Source organism: Gammaproteobacteria bacterium (genome assembly GCA_009845905.1).
Classification (GTDB): Bacteria; Pseudomonadota; Gammaproteobacteria; order Steroidobacterales; family Foliamicaceae; genus Foliamicus.
Genome location: VXYS01000004.1, coordinates 392,427 through 409,860, shown reverse-complemented (window position 1 = coordinate 409,860; position 17,434 = coordinate 392,427). Strand labels below are relative to the sequence as shown.

Genomic DNA, 17,434 nt, shown 5'->3' with positions numbered 1-17,434 from the left:
CGGTGCTGGCGCGGCTTGCGTCAGTGCAGTCTCAGCAGTTGCCTTTGAACGACGATGTCGCAGGCATTGTCCCCGCACTGCAGCCCGCCGTTGTCGTTGCGGTAGCTTGAACCGGCCGTGCGGAATTTCTGATCCAGCACCACCGTCCTGAGGTTATGGCCCTGGTTGATCTCTCCGAGATTGACGACGGTCACCGGCCCCAGGTCCCGGTCGTCGACCAGCAGCCGGCCGACGATTGAGTGGGTCCAATACCGGTAATTCCCGCGATAGAACGCCCCGCTTCTGAGGTCGTCGTTATCCTCGCTGAAATCGCGCGTGAACCGGATCTTCACCGTCCCGAACCGCGTGTCCGTCGAGAAGTCGCCGCGATGGTCCCTGGGCATTGTTGCGACTTTCACCAGCACTGCAGGATCGACCCGCTCGAAAGACGCGGTCCACTCGTCCGAAGAGGACGGTTCAAGCCCGTTCACGACCCTGGCCGCATGTATCCGGTCGGCCCGCACGGCGAGCTCGTCGTGCACTGCGGGGAGCAGCGCGGTCGAGTTGGTCACGACCAGGGGGTAATAGGGCAACCTGCAGATCTTGTCCCTTCGATGCGTCCTGCCGCCCACGGTTACGGTGTTTTCGACCATGAACACGGTTCTCAGGTACTTGCCGTCGTATTCGCCGTCGCACCAGACGTCGCACTGGCTGAAGCGCGAACTGTAAAGCCGCAGCACGGTGTTCTCGCCCAGGCGCCAGTTCCCCGATTTCCGCGTGCCGATGAATTCGGCGCCTTTGTCGGTCGTTGCGAGCACGCTGAAGCTACCCCCGTGGGCGGCGTTCGCGTGGTAGGTCGTGTAATCGGTGGCCGATCTCGGGTAAAGAAAGAAAGCGAAGTCGCCGCCGACATCAATCTCCACCGGAACGCCGCTCACATCGGCCACGCCCCGAATGTCGTGAAACAGCGAGATGTGGTCCTCAGCGCCGACGCCCTCGCGCCCCTGAACGAAGCTCCAGTAATTTCGGTTCGGAACCATGGCGCCGGGCCCGGTCCCCGGAGTTCGAATGCCGATAAAGACACCCTCGACAAACCTGTAGTACGGATACTCGTCAGTGTGCTGGAAAACATAGCGAAACCGGTTGTTCTCCAGCCCTTCACTCGAATGCCCGTAGTCGATCGAAGCCAGCTCCCGAAAGCAATCCGCGTCGCCCAAGTCAGTGGAATCAGCCCGCAAAGGCCCGCCAAAGAAAGCCGCGAATAAAGCTACCGCCCAGAGCAACCGCGAACCCATACCCAACAACCCCAATTCCCTCCTCATTTGCTTCATATTGGAAAAGTTCATAACTGCAAAGAATTTCCCGCCGCTATAGCGTTTGCTGCGAATAACGCAGTGTTTTAACATAGGCGGCATTCGCCCCTAGGCAGTACGCTTTGCTCCCGGTCTTTCCCAAGACCGGCGATCTTGAGCAAGGCCGATCCCTCGGGGCTTTTTCGTTGAGCACATTGGCGATATAAGGATATGACCAAAGTGATTGACAGCCGTTGTCATATCTGACAACATCGCACCGTGACGGAAAACACGCGACCCATTGGATGGGTCCGGGCGTTGCGGAAATGAGTAAGAGAGACGTTGAACTAGTTCGAGGAAGCGGAAATGTCTTTCGTGACTTCGGAGATCCCGATGCGGATCTCAAGCAGGCCAAAGCGGTTATTGCCGCTCGAGTCATTGCAGTCCTGGACGAGCGTGAATTGACTGTGCGAGGTGCCGCCCGCCTTACTGGGTTCGCCGCAGCCGATTTTTCTCGCTTGCGCAATGCCGATCTGAGCCGCTTCACACTCGACCGGCTGATGCGCATGCTTGGCGCGCTGGATAAACGCACCAGGACCACGATTCGAATTGAGCCCGTTCCTGTGAACTAAATCTATGTGAAGAAGTACCTGCCTGCGCTAATGGAGTGAAATTACGAAAATAACAAGCTGGCGATAAGTTTTGTACTTGCGTATGCTTGCGCGCTGTTTTGGGATGAAGCAGAGGGGTGGCGCAAGTGGAGAGAGGCGGCAAGCGGCTGGTGATCTGCTGCGATGGGACCTGGAACGAGCCGGACCAGGAGGTTCACGACAATCCGGCCGATGAGACCGAGCCGACCAATGTCCTGAAGATCGTGCGGGGCCTTGCGCCGGTTGACGGCGAGCAGGTCCCGCAGGTGGTCTATTACGACACCGGCGTAGGCACGCAGGGCATGGCCGACAAGTACGTCGGCGGCGGGTTGGGCGGCGGGCTGTCGGAGAACATCCAGCAAGCCTATCGCTTCATCGCGAACAACTGGCGCGAAGGCGACGAGCTGTTCCTGTTCGGGTTCAGCAGGGGCGCCTATACAGTGCGTTCGCTCGCGGGATTCATCGGCGTTGTGGGGCTGCTGAGAAAGGAGAACCTGAGGCTGTTGCCGGAAGCGTATGCGCTTTACCGCCTGCAACCGGACAAACGCGACGGCTCGATGGTCCAAAATCGGCTGGAAAAAGCGGGCGAGCCTGCACGGCGCCCGGTCCCGATCCGATTCATCGGCGTGTGGGACACGGTGGGCGCGCTGGGCGCCCCGACGCCGATTCTCGGCCGGCTGACGCGCAAGAAGGTGTCCTTTCACAACACGCAGTTGGGCGACAACGTGGAGCATGCGTACCACGCGCTGGCGGTCGACGAGCGCCGGCGCCCGTTTCAGCCGGACTTGTGGACCGGCGCTCCCGCGGAGGGTCAGACCATCGAGCAGGTCTGGTTCGCCGGCGTGCATTCCAATATCGGCGGCGGTTACCGCGATTGCGGACTGGCGAATATCGCTCTGGACTGGCTGGCCGGCCGCGCCGCGCGCCACGGTCTGGACTTCACCGGCTCGATCGCGGGCTTGCAGTGCGAAGCAGCGGACCGCTGCAGGCTGGAAGACTCGTTTTCGGCGAGCTACCAGTCGTTGCGCCTTTTTGGTGTGCGTCCCTACCAGCGCGAAATCGGCCCGAAGCAGTGCGGCGACATTCGCCCCGGCGGAGCCATCGTCCCCGGCGAAAGCGCGCACCCGAGCGCCGTCGAGTCCATCGGAAAACGCTTCGCCCGCAATCCCGGCAACGCACCCTACGAGCCGAAGAACCTCATGAGCGCCCTAGACGACGGCCTTCCGGTCTGGCAGGAGACTTAGCACTCGCGCATCTGCCTCTTTGTTCCTACAGAAAGTTCCTGCATAATATAGGCACGATGAAAGCTTTCAGCGTTCGTGAACTGAAAAACAACCCGTCCGTGGCGCTCCGTGCGGCGCGCGAGCATCCTGTCATGGTGCTGAATCGCCACAAACCCCAGGCCATGCTGGTGCATCTCGATGACGATACGCTCTTGGCAGAGCCGGGTATACGGCGGGCGCTAGCCGCGGCGCTGTATCGGGACGAGAGCCTGTCTCTTGGCCACGCCGCACGGTTCGCCGGTCTCGCAATCGGCGATTTCATCAGCCATTTGTCGCGAATCGGCATCCCTGTAGTAAGAGGAAACGCAGACAGCGTGCATGAGGACACGGAGGTTATCGCCGCATGGCGGAAAGGCTCGTCACAGCAGACGCCAGCCCTCTGATCGGTCTGGCCGCGGCCGGGGCGTTCCATCTGCTCCGAACACTGTTTGATCAAATCACCGTAACGGCAACGGTCCGTGATGAAGTGCTCGCCGGCGGTCAACTGCCCGGCGCTGTAGAGTTAGCCGAGGCTATTCAGGACGGTTGGATCGATGTCGTTGATGTCGAGCCTGACCTGATCGCGTTCGCTAACCTTGACGCTGGAGAAGCGAGCACGCTCACTCTAGCGATCAGACACGGGAGACCTTGTCTTGTCCTGATGGATGAGCCGGCTGGTCGAACGTACGCCCAGCGGCACGGAATTACAGTAACCGGTCTGGCCGGTATGTTGGTGGAGGCCAAGAACGCGCGCTTGACGCACAGTGTCCGGCCATTACTTAACCGTTTGCGGGCCAGCGGATTCAGACTTTCGGACGAGATAATCCGCGCCATTCTTGAAAAGGCCGGAGAAGATTAGTAATTGTGGCCACTTGTCCGAGCGGCCCGGAGTCTTTCGGAAAAGGTATTGCGACTTAGTTGCTGGGCAGGTCGATCTTGTGTTCGACGTTGCCGATCTTGACGGTGGTGGTAGTGACTGGCTTTCCACCGGCCTGACCGGTCGTGATCGTGACGTTGCCGACTTCGACCGTCGTTAGCGACACGGGCTCGCTGCCAACCTGACCCGTCGTAACGCTCGTGTTGCCGAATTGCGTCGTGACCGCGTTGACGGACTGGTCGCCGATCTGGCCGCTCGTGTGCCGGGAGTTTCCGACGTCGGTCGTGACCTGGTTGATCGACTGCTCGCCCACGGTTCCCACCGTCACCGTTGAACTCCCGACTTCGACCGTGCTGGTGCTGACCGCGCGACCATCCACCTGGCCCGCAGACACCGTGACATTGCCGAGGTCGGTGGAAGTGACGTTGATCTGCTTGTCGCCAACCTGACCTGTTGCAACGCTGACATTCCCAAGCTCGCTGGAAACGACATTGACCGGCTCACCGCCGACCTGGCCGACAGACTGGCTGACGTTGCCTGTCGTAACGGTCGTCAGGTTCGTGGACCCTTCCGACGCGCAAAGCGCCAGGTCGATCGGGGATCCACCATCGGCAACGGACCCGACGCCCGCCTGAGCCGCGGCGCACGCATCGGACACGGTTTCGTCATCGGCCTGCGCCGTAACCGCGAATAGGGAAAGCGCCCCTATCGCTGCCAGGAACGTGATTGCACGCATTGCATACCCCCTGATGCCCGAAGCCTGAGAACAGTATATCTGCGCACAACGCGCCCTCAGTCGACGTCGCACGCAGCACGATTTGACGCACGCGCGGGAGAAATTGCAAGCTGGGCGGTGAGAGTCCACGGAACCCGGTGTTGGGGGTTATCGCATGAAACATGCCGCATCCTTTCTTCTGGTACTCCTTTTCAGTCATCAGGCCTTCGCCGAGTGTGTCGAGGGCGATTGCACCAATGGACAGGGCCACATGAAATATGACGACGGCACCCAATACATCGGCCAGTGGAAAGACGGCATGCCCAACGGTCAAGGACGGCTGACCAATCCGGATACGTCCATAAAAGAAGGACTCTGGTCAAATGGTCAGTTCGTTGACGGGGGTTCCCCGCCTGAGTGAAGGATCGCGGTGCTGGGCAGGCGGGATGGAATAAGTAAGGAGGACTATCCGATGCGCTACGGATCGCTGTCGTCCAAAAAGTTCCTGGCAAATGGCTTCGCAAACTGCGAGGACCTGAAGCCAGCTCTGATTCGACGCAACACTCCTTCGCCCAACTCTTCACGCAAGGCAAACAAACCGGATTGAATTCCGCGCTCAATGGCGGTCTCAGATTCAACGCGTGCGACCTGGTACTTTATGTAGCTACGATGCCTCAGGAAAGGGTGCTCGTCGGCATCCAGTACGGTTGTGTCGTCATACTTCTGAGCTCCGATCGAAGAGACAGAAACCATCAAGATCTGGACCGGCGGTCCGGAATGTCTGGCAACAACGACATGCAGGTGCTTCCTTTGCAGATCATTGGGAGGGCCTGAAGGAATAAGAACTGTTGCCCCAGGCTGAAGCATCGCGTTTTTCGCCTCCTGGCTAGACTTGGGAAATTACGCGATCCAGTTGTCGTTGTTCGCAAATCGCCTGAGCAATCTCGCTTGCCTCATCCTCACTGCGGCCGAGGGCGCGAAGTACTTCAATCTCGCTAATGGGCATTGACGAGCCTCCGGGATCGGACCACTCATCGAGATGCTCATGCGTGTAATTCCGGATTTCCCACTTATCCATGTGACCAAACTTGTCCCATACCGCAGCGAGCACTTCAATGTCCGCATCACTCAAATGGTCCAGGCAGTCACGGGATGCGCTTTTCTTCAATGCCACATTGTGTGCCTCCCTGCCGGAAATCCAAGCATCCCACTGATCTCCATTCCTGTCTCTAACAAAACCATTGATCAGATCCAGGGTGCGGGACAACACCGGGCCATGCACCATGGAGACCATGTAATCGAAGCTGATCGGCTCGTCATACTTATCAATAGACTCCCGATCCGCGAGATACAGCAACTTGACCAGCTTCAGGATTGCCATTTGTGGCTCCGCTTCCTTGTTCATGAAGTAAGCAGCCATTTGCGCAACTTTCTCGCCAGTGAACATTAGATGGCTCCGATACCCGCGAATACGAGGTGACCTGATTTTATCAGTCGACGTCGCGCGCCACGCGGAAGCCGAAGCCCGAGCCGGCCGTTGTCGCGAATATGGGCAGGCGGGTCGCAACCCTCAGCAAGCCGGGGAAACCGGCCCAGGAGCCGCCCTTGATCACCCACGTTCGGCAGGAGGGCTCGATGTAGGGCGTTCCGTCCCGGGGCGCGTCCGCGTGACCCAGCGCATAGCAATCGGCCGTCAGCTCCGAAACGTTGCCCGCAACGTCGTAGAGCCCGAAGGCGTTCGGCTCGAAGCTGGCGACGGGCGCCGTGAAGGCATACCCATCGTCGCAGTCCGCGAACTGATCGTAGGGAATGTCCGCGGCCACTTCGGCGAACGACCGGTCGGCGCCGTTCTGAAATGCGCAGGCCTGCGTCCAGTCTTCACCCCAGAAGGCGGCAAACTTCGAATTCGCCCGCGCGGCGTATTCCCATTCCGCCTCGCTGGGCAGGCGGAATGCGTGCCCCGTCCTGGCGCTCAACCAATCCAGGTAGGCCAGTATCTCGGCGCGCCGCAGGCACGGCGCCGGATGGTCGTCGGAGTCGCCGATGCTGTTATCGCGCCAGGTGAACTCCGGCTGCATCTGCCAGCCCCAATCGGTGAGGTGAGAACAGCCTTTCATTGTCGTAAAGCCCGTCTCCTCCACGAATTCCGCAAACTGGGCCCGCGTGACTTCAGTACGGCCGATGGCATAAGAGTGAGCAATCGTGATCGCGGCGACCGGCTGCTCATTGGCCGCCAGGGCTTCGGGCATGCCCCAGGCCAGTCCCTCGACGTCTTCCGCACCCATGACGAAAGAGCCGCCCGCCGGAATAACAACAAGCTCGGGACAGGATTCGCAGTCCCTGACGACGACGGGCTCCGCCGATGCGGATACGGCGTTCAGCAACATGTAGACAGAGACCGCAAACCCCAGGCTTATGGGGTGGGCTACCGGAGCGTCTTTCAGGGTTGCCAAGGACACGGAGCTCGTTGCAGGTGAATATTCTAGGCTTTGCATCGAGAGGCAGGGCAGGCGATCAGCCCGATTGCTCAGGAAGTGGGGCTATTCAAAACTGAGAATTCTCTCACTTCGTAAGGCTGAGAAATCGCTATGCAGGTCACCCTTCCGCTGCTACGGAGGAAGTTTCGGTTTCTCCTATACTTGCGCCTCCATTGGTTTGGGGGGAGCCTTTCATGGCCGTTACCGTTTTCAAAGATTCCAGCTACAACGTTTCTGGCCTATTGTCTCGCATCCAGCACGGCGAGATAGCGCTACCAGATATCCAACGCCCATTTGTTTGGACCAACGCCAGGGTCCGCGATCTTTTTGATTCCATGTATAAGGGCTTCCCCGTCGGCTATCTATTACTTTGGTCCACGGGCGCAGGCGCCGGTGCTAAACAAATAGGCACGGACGATAAACAGGCAGCTCCCTCACTACTTATAGTCGACGGCCAACAGCGCCTGACTTCGTTGTTTGCTGTTATTACAGGTACTCCTGTAGTGCGGAAGGACTATAGCCAAGGACGGATTCGGCTAGCTTTCAGGCCCCATGATCAAACATTCGAGGTTACTGATGCCGCCGTTGAGAATGATCCCGAGTTTATTCCTGACATTTCAGAAGTTTTTCAGGGTGCGTTCCATAGCTTTACTACTCGCTACCTCGAAAGAGTGCAAGCGTACCGTGATGTTGAACTTGATGAAGCCGAGAAAAATCGGCTTGTTGAGAACATCGATCGACTCAAGGATTTGCAAAACTATCCATTTCAAGCAATCGAACTCGACCGGACAGTGGATGAGGAGCACGTTGCCGAAGTATTCGTGCGCATCAATAGTGAGGGCGTGCGCTTAAGCAACGCAGATTTCATCTTGACGCTGATGTCGGTGTTCTGGGAAAAGGGGCGCCGAGAACTCGAAACTTTTGCGCGCCTGGCAAAAGCACCGAGTACCCGTGGCCCATCGCCATTCAACTACTTCATTGAACCTTCTCCAGATCAACTACTTAGGTCATCCGTAGGACTTGCATTCAGGCGTGGTCGCTTGCGTTACGTTTACTCTATTCTTCGCGGAAAAGACTTGGATACTGGGGAATTCAGTTCCGAGCGGCGCGAGGCGCAGTTTACAAGGCTTCAAGCAGCGCACGAGGCCACTTTGGATCTCACGAATTGGCATGAGTACTTGAAGTGTCTTCGCCATGCGGGATTTCGCTCTGGCCGAATGGTTTCGTCCCAGGCTGCACTTATTTTCGTTTACATCCTATGGCTGCTCGGTCGCAGAGATTTTGACGTGCAGCTAAAGAGGCTGCGTGAGGTTATTGCAAGATGGTGGTTTATGGCGCACACGACTGGGCGCTATACAGGGTCGGCCGAGACTCAGCTAGAAGCTGATTTAAGTCGAATTGGGGACCTTCCACCGGGAGATGCGGATTCGTTTTGTGAAACACTCGATCGAATCGTTCGCGATACTTTTACCAAGGATTATTGGGATATCACGCTTCCCAACAGACTCGATACATCAGCAGCTAAGTCACCCCCATTAGCGGCGTATTGGGCTGCTTTGAACCTTCTCGAAGCGGAGGTGCTTTTCTCAGCGCAAAAAGTTTCGGCCATGCTCGATCCCGCCGTCACGCCTGTTAAAGACATGGAGCGTCATCATCTGTTCCCCAGGGCATATTTGGAGAGCATTCACATTACTGAACATGCGCGAGTGAACGCGATTGCCAACATGTCCTTTGTGGACTGGTCCGATAATCTTGAGATTTCCAATAGCTCACCGCAGATATATTGGCCGAAAATGGCGGCACGTATGGACCCTGAGCGCATTAAGCGCCAAGAGTATTGGCATGCTTTACCAGTCGGCTGGGAGCAGCTCGACTACGGAGAGTTTTGCGAGAAGCGCCGGAGGCTAATCGGACAGGTCGTCCGGAAAGGATTTGAGAAACTCTGGGACTCTCAGGTTGAATCCACTCGCGATCATTCGTTAATCCAAGACCTTATCGCCGACGGAGAATCTAATGTTCTTGAGTTCAAAGAAAGCGCACGGTGGAGTTATGGAACCGACAAGAAAGGCAAGAGCGAGCAGATAATTGTGAAGAGCGTTGCCGGTTTCATGAACAGCGAAGGGGGCACACTGCTTATTGGAGTAGCCGACGACGGGACTATAAAAGGTCTAAAGCAAGACTACGAGACCCTCTCCAGGGGACACCGGGACGGATACGAACTTTTCCTGACGCAGCTCATAGGCGACAAAATTACGGGTCCGTCTCCTTCACTGTGCCGAATCTCATTTCAGGAAGTTGACGGAAGAGATGTATGCCGAGTAGACGTGGCTGCTTCTTCGAAGCCAGTCTTTGCACGCCCCATGAACAGTAGAGAGTTTACTGACTTCTGGGTAAGACAAGGAAATAAGACGGAGCAGTTCTACGGGCGAGAATTACTGGACTACAAAGAGGATCATTGGGGGTAACCTGCTTTTCGAATAGCAACTCTTCAAACTTGATCCTGCCCCTTTTTCGGGGCGGCTCGGATTCAGGGGAACGGTCAAATAGGCTGTTCTTGTTGGCCACGTGCAAGTTTACGCAGGATCGTGCTCTCACTAGCCGCGAGGGCCGGATTGATTATCATTAGCCGCTTTCGTCCGGAAGCTATGGAAAATGCCCGCACCTAAAGCGCTGCCTCTGCCCGTGCCTCAGCCTTGAGTCGCGCGCCCGTTTATGAGTTTTCTTGACACGCCATTCGCCATTGCAGCCGAGCTCGGCGAATGGCTCGTAAAAGGTATTCTTTCGACGGCAGCCCTGATCACGGGAGAACAAGCGGCGCCAGGAATCATATCTGCGGGCCTGCTATTCCTGCTAGCGATCCTCTCGGTTTGGCACGTACTCGCAACACGGAATTTCTGCAGAGCGGCGAATTGGCTTGCCGACATCCTCAAACCGGCAAGCGATGATTTAGGCGGAGAGAGGATCACGTCACTACGCCTTTTCGATATTACAAAAAGGATTCGCGCCTCTCAACGTGGCATCCACTACAAACGACTACAAACCGCTTGGGAGGAATTCAGGGAAACAACGATCGATCCGGATGACGATCATACGCAATTGCGAAATACGGAAAGGCCGTCGGTGTTTTTCGCGCGCGAAGAACTTGGCTTGGAACGCGGAATATGGAGGCAGATTCCCGCTTTATTCGTATCCGTAGGATTGTTCCTGACTTTTCTCGGCCTGGTTGCAGCGCTGGATCAAACCAGCGAAATCCTTCGCACATCCGGCGCCGCCGCTAGCGATGGACTCAGAACCCTGCTGAACGTGGCCAGCGCCAAGTTCATCATGTCGCTGACTGGATTGCTTTGCTCCATCCTCTTTACGTTGGTCTTGAGATGGAGAGCCAACGCAACCAATAGAGTGCTGCACGATCTCTGCGCGGAGTTAGAGGGGGGCTGCCAGTACGTCAGCGAACAGTGGCTGGGCCACGAGAGACTCACCCAGGCGAAAGAACAAACGGCGCATCTGCAGACATTAAGCACGGAACTTGTAGCTCAATTTGCGCGTCCCTTAAGGGAAGAGCTGCCGAAAGCCATCCGCGAGTCAATTGGAGAAGCCATAACGCCGGCGATGGAACGCGTCGCGCAAAGCACTGGCCAAGGCATTGAGTCACTGGCTGGAAATGTTAGCGGCCAGCTGGCAGGCGGTGTTCGTGACGCGGTCACCGAAATGAACGAGGCGGTTGGGCAAGTTGCGTCCCAACTCCAGGGAGTAGCTCAGCGGCTGGACGATTCATCAAGCGAAATGGGCGGGCAGGTGGGCGCCGCCGTGGAGGCTCTGTCCAGCCAGATCAACACCCTTGGAGCGGCTATGGCAGCGTCTTCCGAAACCGCTACACAAACTCTCAACGACGGGTCAGAGGCGCTGATTGAACAAATGAATGAGGCGCTTCAGGCAATCCGCGCCGAAACGACAGCGGGGGCGCAAGGAATTGACCAGGCAAGCGCCCGAATGGCCGACGCCATTGGCAACGCGGCATCCACCACGCAGCAGAATCTCTTGCAGCCCATGAACGTCTTGCTCGAGCAGGTGCAGACGCTGACCTCTCAGGTAGAAGCTGCGGCCGAACGATTCGGACAATACACCGAAGCCTTGCAAGGCGGAATCGGTGTGGCGCGTTCGGCCAGCGAAGAACTGGGCCAATCCGCACAACACTTGGCAGCGGCGGCCAGTCCGGTGCGCGGAGCGGCTGACCGGATCGAATCGGCAACTCGCTCCATGACGCAAAATGTCAACACAACCGCCAGCACGATGCTAAACAGCGCGCGAGAAACGAGCCGTCAGACGGAAGCCGTTCTACGGGAGACAAGAAACGCCATAACTGCTTCGCAGACTGCGGCGACAGAATCGCTTGATTCTCTCCATGCTGCTGTAAAGGAATTTCAGCGTGTTCTGGAGAATTACGACAAGATAGACGGGCAACTTGGTGACGCCTTTCAATCAATCGAAGGTAGCGTGCGTGCCAATATTGAAGAAATCAGCAATTTCAACAGGAAGTTGAATGATGAATTCGGCCGCGCTCTGAGGCAATTGGAGACGGTCATCGCGCAGGCCGAACCATTTGAGCCCAGGCAAGAGACTTGAGCGCAATGGCTATCCGCTCCAAGAGAACCCGCGCGCGCTCAGAAGAAGGCGAATCGGTTTTCGTCTCGATGACAGACCTGACTGTTTCGTTTCTTTTCATCATTCTTATTCTCCTGGCTTTCTTTGCCAAGAAGGTGGAAATGGAAGAAACCACGCTTGCGACGTACCTTGAGCGCATCGCGTCTGAACGCGTGGAATTGCTCGATAAACTGAAGGACGAACTCAGCCGGAATCTGCCGGGCATTCAGGTGACAGTCGACGTGAAGCACGGGGTCATTCGATTCCGTGCCGAGGAGCTTTTCGCCTCCGGACAATGGGAAATCAGACCCAGCAGCCTAGCCTACAGGATGTCGCACGCCGTTGGAGACGCGCTTGCCGACACGCTGCCCTGCTACACGCTGACGCCACCTGTCGACATTCAAGTCGCGGATTGTCCCGACGTGGTCGCCGCCATCGAGACCATACAGATTGAGGGTCACACGGACGATGTCCCGGTCAGCGACAGGCGGCGAGCACAAACAGGGCTGCTCGACAACCGCGATCTTTCGGCGCGACGAGGAGCGGAAACTCTTCGGGCTGTAACTGACCGCTACCGGCCGGATCTGATGTCCTATCGGAACCGCAAGGGACAGCCTGTCTTGTCGTTCGCCGGCTATGGCGAGATGCGGCCAATCGAGCCCGGGGATAGCGAGGAAGCGCGTGCGTTTAACCGGCGCATCGACATTCGCTTCATACTGGAAACGCCGCAGAACGTGAGCGAGGTGGAAGAAATCAGGGACCGGTTGATCAGGAATCGCCAGCGGCTACTGCCTTTGCAGGATGGACAGGCGCTGTGACTTCTTTGTCTGATCTGCTGCGCAGCTCTGGCTCTTTCCTGTTACCAAGGCTGCCAGAAAGCCCGCGACGGGTCGTGCAGGCTGCGGCCCGAATACGGCGCCGTTGGCCACACGCGGAATCCGAAGGGTCTGACAGTGACCCTGAGAAGTTGGCGAAGGAAATGGACCGTCGGCGTAAGAGCGGCGAGTGGTCGGACTTTTATTGGAAAGACGCGACACAAACAGCACTGGCCTTTGCTGGTAGCGACTTATGGGAACGGCGCAGATTTCGTAAGTTGTTGAGCCTGTTGTTGGATCAGATCGGACCCAATGGAACGGACGGAAATCGGGCCTACATCCGCGCCTTGTTTCGAAAGTATTTGGCGACATTTCAGAGCGGTAGCAGGTTGACGGTCAGATTGGCCGAGAAGTTGCAGAGCGAAGAAAATTGGCGTGAAACCGGCTTATCGATTGAGTCGCTGGTCAAGGATTGGCGTGTTTTCGACGTTAAGGACGCCCCCAGATGGATTGCAATGCGAATGAGGGAACACAAGTCTCCCTTTGCCGCGCTGAGAAACGCCGGTATGGAAGCCCCTCATGGCGCCGGACTCATGCAAGAGGCCCACAGAAATTATGTGGGTTTGCTAAAACAGGAAATGAGGCTGGGTGTTGACACAGGCATCATTAGATTGCTGGACTGGATCAGCCCTCCGGAGCACGAAAAATCGCTTGACAAAGGTGCTGAAATTGCAATTGACGCGCTCCTGGAGCCCTGGGGACGTAAAGACCCCGATCCGGCAACCAAGGAACTCATTACGGCGCGTCTGGTTGCAGGCTACGGCGACCCGCGTCTGACCCAGGCTGGAGCCTGGTCAAGGTGTTCGGATACAGCCAGGAGGGTTATTTTCAGGTGGCTTATTGGCGACACAATCAAAGCATTTTTCAAGGTCATTTCACAGGCGGTCGAATCGCATATGTGGGCGGATCGCAGGGACCTCTGGCTTGATTTGCACGGGCGGCGCCAAATTACAGAAGGATGGTTTGCGCTAAGTGATGCGGGCGTGCGTTACGCCGATCGGCTTGCGCGAGAACCAAATAACAACGAACTGCAGCACGCCTTGCGGGCGTACGCCAGAAACGAATCCCGCAATAGCCAGGATCGTCAAAAGTGCCTGCTAATCATGAAGGTCAACGGCCGGTGGGTGGTGGAGGGGTCACACAGCTTCAAGACTCATGTATTTCCGAGAACGGGCGAAGCGCGCGTCACGCCTTACGAAGATTTCTATACCTGCGAGCAATTCAGGGAAATGACCGGACCAGGCGAGCCTGAACGCTTTGTGCATCATGCCAATTGGCGGTACAGGGTATTCAGCGCCCTGATGACGTGATGCCGATCCAGTACGAACGCGACGGCAAACAAGTAGTCTTCATCAACGCCAACCAACGCGTCGATGACTGGGTGGCAGGAAGCGCGGCGCGCTGCGGTGCCTTGGCGTTGTTGCGTACTTTTGCAGAGGAACACCCCGGATCTGTGATATTCGAGCGTGAACGTATTATTGCTGGACATGCTGCAATAGCGTCGTTTTCGATAAGCCAGGCCCGCGCAATGAGCCTGCCGAATCGCCCGCCGTATGTTCTTGCCACAGATACGAGCGGGATTATTGGATCACGCAATTTCAAGCTGACGACGCGATGGCTTGCCGGTAACGCCCGAATTGCGACACAGCGCGACGGAGCCTTTCTACAAACCGGCGACGGAACCTATCTGATTCCTGAACCATTATTTTCCGCCCTTGAACTGGCGGATAGCTTTGAATCAAGTGACCATGATCTTCCGGGGCATTGGGCCGCGCTGTCGGAATTTCGAAGTCTGCTCGGGCGTGAAGCGGCAAGCGAAACCGAGCGAATGGCAATGAGTGCCTTCCTGGAAGGCTTGCGGATTTACACGGGGGCGGCTCTTTCACTGGCTCTGCGCAAAGACGGCGACGAAGTGACTTTTGATCCGGTGCTCTTCGACCCGGACACAGTTCGTGAGGCGCAGGAAGAAAAACGGCCTCTTTCCGAACAAGATGGACTGCTTGAAAGTCACCGGCTTGATAGGTTCCAGAATCACTCAAGGACCGGTTTTCGCGCTTTTGGCACAGCCAAGAGAAGTTACTTACTGGACCACAACACGTATCTGATCATCGACGAAGACCTTGAAACGGTGTTGCAGATCGTACGCGAGAAACAGCAGGCCGAAGAGAAGGAGCGCCAGGCTTTCGCTACCAATCCGCGTGCGGTGATAGCGGAACGGATACAGGAAGAGAGGAAGATCGGCGAAGAAGAAAGCGAGGCGCTGGCGGAGGCGCTATTTATTGAGACTCCGGAGTACGCCGACCGCGCGGTCGGGATTGGCCTATGGAAGAAGCCCGAATTTGCGTTCTTCACACCGCAACCCGAAGTCTGGCTACCTGAAACGTTCTCTCTGAATCTTGGCGGCGTATGGGTTCGGTTGGACCGAAACACGGTAGCGGAGCTCAGGGTAAAGGTTGACGATGCAATGGAAGCCGGGCACCCATTGGTCGAATACGGCGGACAGCAAATTCCGGCCACGGACGAGGTGCGCCAGAAACTGGCCGAGGTTATTGGGGTGGAGCAACCTCAAAACCGGCCGGAAACGGGGCCTGGCCGCAAGAAACAGAAGGCCCAAGAATCCATCGTAGTCCAAGTTCACGAGAATTTCGTGGAGGAGAACTGGCCGCCGGAAATTCCAACACGCGAGATTCGAACACCAACCGATCAGACTCCAGGGGTTCACACACCGCTGCTTTCTCATCAAAGTAAAGCGTTGGAATGGCAAATTGAAGCCTGGCGATCTGGTCTTCCTGGAATACTGAACGCCGACGATCAAGGTCTCGGGAAGACCCTTCAGACCTTGGCATTTCTAGCCTGGCTGCAAGCGGATATGGACCAGGCTCGGCGGCCGTGGCGCAAGCCCTTCCTTGTCGTTGCGCCACGCGGACTGCTCCGAACTTGGGAGAGTGAGGTCTCCCATCATTTGACCGGTATCGGTCTTGGTGCCCGCGTCAGGGTGTACGGACCTGATTTGAGAGCACGCCGAATCCCGCATATGGCTGGACGGGATACGGACGACGGTCGTCCGCGGCTCGATTTTAAGGACATTCAGTCGGCCATAGGAAAAGGAAATGGCCATAGATTTTGGCTCCTGACGACTTACGAAACTCTAAGTAACTATCAGCACAGCTTTCGTCAGATCAGCTTTTCGGTGATTGTCTTCGACGAGATTCAGAAAATAAAAAACGTTCAAACGCTGATTGCGCTCGCGGCACGCTCCGTGAAGGGCGACTTTCGGATTGGCCTGACGGGAACCCCAATTGAAAACCAGGTTGCCGACCTTTGGGCGATCATGGATGCGGTTGCGCCCCGCAGCCTCGGGACTCTGGAGGACTTTGCCGAACGCTACAGGCACGTAACACAGAACGGGATGGAGGAATTACATGCCAGGCTTTTCATGGACAGGCGCAATGGCAACAGGTCTTACCCACCGGTCGCCCAGCGGAACTTGAAAGAGAACGAGATTACGGGGCTGCCACGTAAAGACTACCGCCTCTATCCCTCAACAATGCCCGATGTTCAAGCAACAGCCTATGAAAAGGCTCGTGTACATCTTGCTTCTGGAGAACAGGGGGCGGCGCTCAAGATGCTGCACCATCTTCGGAGCGTTTCTCTGCATCCTCACCCGCCGGAAACAGCGGATATGGATATGGAAGATTATTTCACCTGCTCGGCACGCTTTGCGGGCATGTACGACGTGCTTGCACGCATCCAGGAATGGGGCGAGCGGGCACTGATATTCACAGAGAACCGGCAAATGCAGCAGTTCCTGGCGCAATGGCTCAGATCGGAATTTCGGCTTAGCAAGGTGCCGATCGTCAATGGAGCGACATCGATCTCCAAGCGCCAACGTTACGTCCAACGATTTCAAGAGCATCTTAAGAATGATCGCGGCTTCCGTGTGATGATTCTCTCTCCACGCGTTGCGGGCGTCGGACTGACCCTGACTGCCGCGACCCATGTGATTCACCTCAGCCGATGGTGGAACTCCGCAGTCGAAGAACAATGCAACGATCGCATCTTTAGGATCGGACAGAAGAAAGACGTTACTGTGCACCTACCGCTCGCCGTGCATCCCATCCACCGCGAGCATTCGTTCGATTGCGTGCTGAACAAGCTGATGAAACGCAAATCCTCGCTAGCGCACGCGGCCTTATGGCCTCCGTCCGATAAAGACTACGACATCGGCATGTTGATGGCCGGGCTCAGCGGTGGGGAACCGATCGATCTGGCCGAAATCGACAATCTTGACTGGGCGCGATTTGAGGACTGGGTCATTACGCGCGCCCGGGATAGCGGCGATTGGGAGGTTGCCAGGACGCCTGGTTCCGGTGATGGCGGTGCCGACGCAGTGTTGCGCCATCGCCGGCGACGTGATGACGTTGCCCTTGTCCAAGTGAAGCACACGGAGAACCGCCAACGCATATTGGGTACATCTGCGATTTTGGAAATCATGCACGCAAGCGGGCGTTATGACGTAAGCAATCCACAGCTCGCAGTCGTGACTAACGCCCAGGGTGTTACGCTCGACGCCCAGAACCTAGCGCGTGAAGAAAGCGTTGCGCTGGTGGATCGCGACCGTCTTGGACTATGGCCAGCCCATATTCTTGCTTAGTGTGCAATACCG

15 protein-coding genes are annotated in these 17,434 nt (G+C 56.9%); 10 read left to right on the top strand and 5 right to left on the bottom strand.

Annotated elements, in window-relative coordinates; translation table 11 throughout:
* Nucleotides 1-20: 20 nt before the first annotated feature.
* On the bottom strand, nucleotides 21-1,196 hold the full coding sequence (locus tag F4036_03375; protein MYK36781.1) for a hypothetical protein: 1,176 nt from the start codon (nucleotides 1,194-1,196) through the stop codon (nucleotides 21-23).
* 401 nt (nucleotides 1,197-1,597) lie between these two features.
* Between F4036_03375 and F4036_03370 the strand changes: the two genes are divergently transcribed.
* The 4 genes from F4036_03370 to F4036_03355 all read left to right on the top strand — a co-directional run bounded on the left by F4036_03370 (nucleotide 1,598) and on the right by F4036_03355 (nucleotide 4,042).
* Complete coding sequence (locus tag F4036_03370) at nucleotides 1,598-1,903, top strand: XRE family transcriptional regulator (protein MYK36780.1); 306 nt, start codon at nucleotides 1,598-1,600, stop codon at nucleotides 1,901-1,903.
* Nucleotides 1,904-2,019: 116 nt separating this feature from the next.
* A complete protein-coding gene (locus F4036_03365; GenBank protein ID MYK36779.1) occupies nucleotides 2,020-3,165 on the top strand; it encodes a DUF2235 domain-containing protein in 1,146 nt (381 codons plus the stop codon).
* 56 nt (nucleotides 3,166-3,221) lie between these two features.
* Nucleotides 3,222-3,587 carry a prevent-host-death protein gene (locus F4036_03360; protein MYK36778.1) on the top strand — a complete coding sequence of 122 codons (366 nt, stop codon included), beginning with the start codon at nucleotides 3,222-3,224 and terminating at the stop codon, nucleotides 3,585-3,587.
* A complete protein-coding gene (locus tag F4036_03355; GenBank protein MYK36777.1) occupies nucleotides 3,548-4,042 on the top strand; it encodes a DUF3368 domain-containing protein in 495 nt (164 codons plus the stop codon). Before F4036_03360 ends, F4036_03355 begins: the two co-directional genes overlap by 40 nt.
* A gap of 55 nt (nucleotides 4,043-4,097) precedes the next feature.
* On the opposite strand, the gene F4036_03350 is transcribed toward F4036_03355, so the two are convergent.
* Nucleotides 4,098-4,796, bottom strand: a complete 699-nt coding sequence (locus tag F4036_03350) for a hypothetical protein (GenBank protein MYK36776.1) — start codon at nucleotides 4,794-4,796, stop codon at nucleotides 4,098-4,100.
* Nucleotides 4,797-4,950: 154 nt separating this feature from the next.
* Between F4036_03350 and F4036_03345 the strand changes: the two genes are divergently transcribed.
* A complete protein-coding gene (locus F4036_03345; GenBank protein MYK36775.1) occupies nucleotides 4,951-5,196 on the top strand; it encodes a hypothetical protein in 246 nt (81 codons plus the stop codon).
* Between the two features lie 56 nt (nucleotides 5,197-5,252).
* Here F4036_03345 and F4036_03340 read toward each other — a convergent pair whose 3' ends face one another.
* Genes F4036_03340 through F4036_03330 form a run of 3 tightly spaced genes read right to left on the bottom strand, consistent with a single transcriptional unit; the run spans nucleotide 5,253 to nucleotide 7,270 of the window.
* The gene (locus F4036_03340; protein MYK36774.1) at nucleotides 5,253-5,642 is read right to left on the bottom strand and encodes a hypothetical protein; all 390 of its coding nucleotides are present in this window, start codon (nucleotides 5,640-5,642) and stop codon (nucleotides 5,253-5,255) included.
* 19 nt (nucleotides 5,643-5,661) lie between these two features.
* Nucleotides 5,662-6,222 (bottom strand): DUF4065 domain-containing protein, encoded by a 561-nt coding sequence (locus F4036_03335; protein MYK36773.1) that lies wholly within the window; start codon nucleotides 6,220-6,222, stop codon nucleotides 5,662-5,664.
* A 43-nt stretch (nucleotides 6,223-6,265) separates the two neighbouring features.
* Nucleotides 6,266-7,270 carry a formylglycine-generating enzyme family protein gene (locus tag F4036_03330; GenBank protein MYK36772.1) on the bottom strand — a complete coding sequence of 335 codons (1,005 nt, stop codon included), beginning with the start codon at nucleotides 7,268-7,270 and terminating at the stop codon, nucleotides 6,266-6,268.
* 176 nt (nucleotides 7,271-7,446) lie between these two features.
* Between F4036_03330 and F4036_03325 the strand changes: the two genes are divergently transcribed.
* The 5 genes from F4036_03325 to F4036_03305 all read left to right on the top strand — a co-directional run bounded on the left by F4036_03325 (nucleotide 7,447) and on the right by F4036_03305 (nucleotide 17,422).
* Nucleotides 7,447-9,717: a DUF262 domain-containing protein gene (locus F4036_03325; GenBank protein MYK36771.1), complete on the top strand. Its 2,271-nt coding sequence runs from the start codon at nucleotides 7,447-7,449 to the stop codon at nucleotides 9,715-9,717.
* A gap of 247 nt (nucleotides 9,718-9,964) precedes the next feature.
* The gene (locus tag F4036_03320; GenBank protein MYK36770.1) at nucleotides 9,965-11,875 is read left to right on the top strand and encodes a methyl-accepting chemotaxis protein; all 1,911 of its coding nucleotides are present in this window, start codon (nucleotides 9,965-9,967) and stop codon (nucleotides 11,873-11,875) included.
* A 5-nt stretch (nucleotides 11,876-11,880) separates the two neighbouring features.
* Nucleotides 11,881-12,711 carry an OmpA family protein gene (locus tag F4036_03315; GenBank protein MYK36769.1) on the top strand — a complete coding sequence of 277 codons (831 nt, stop codon included), beginning with the start codon at nucleotides 11,881-11,883 and terminating at the stop codon, nucleotides 12,709-12,711.
* Nucleotides 12,708-14,078, top strand: a complete 1,371-nt coding sequence (locus F4036_03310; GenBank protein MYK36768.1) for a hypothetical protein — start codon at nucleotides 12,708-12,710, stop codon at nucleotides 14,076-14,078. Before F4036_03315 ends, F4036_03310 begins: the two co-directional genes overlap by 4 nt.
* On the top strand, nucleotides 14,075-17,422 hold the full coding sequence (locus tag F4036_03305) for an ATP-dependent helicase (protein MYK36767.1): 3,348 nt from the start codon (nucleotides 14,075-14,077) through the stop codon (nucleotides 17,420-17,422). The genes F4036_03310 and F4036_03305 overlap by 4 nt, the downstream gene beginning before the upstream one ends.
* The last annotated feature ends 12 nt before the right edge of the window (nucleotides 17,423-17,434 follow it).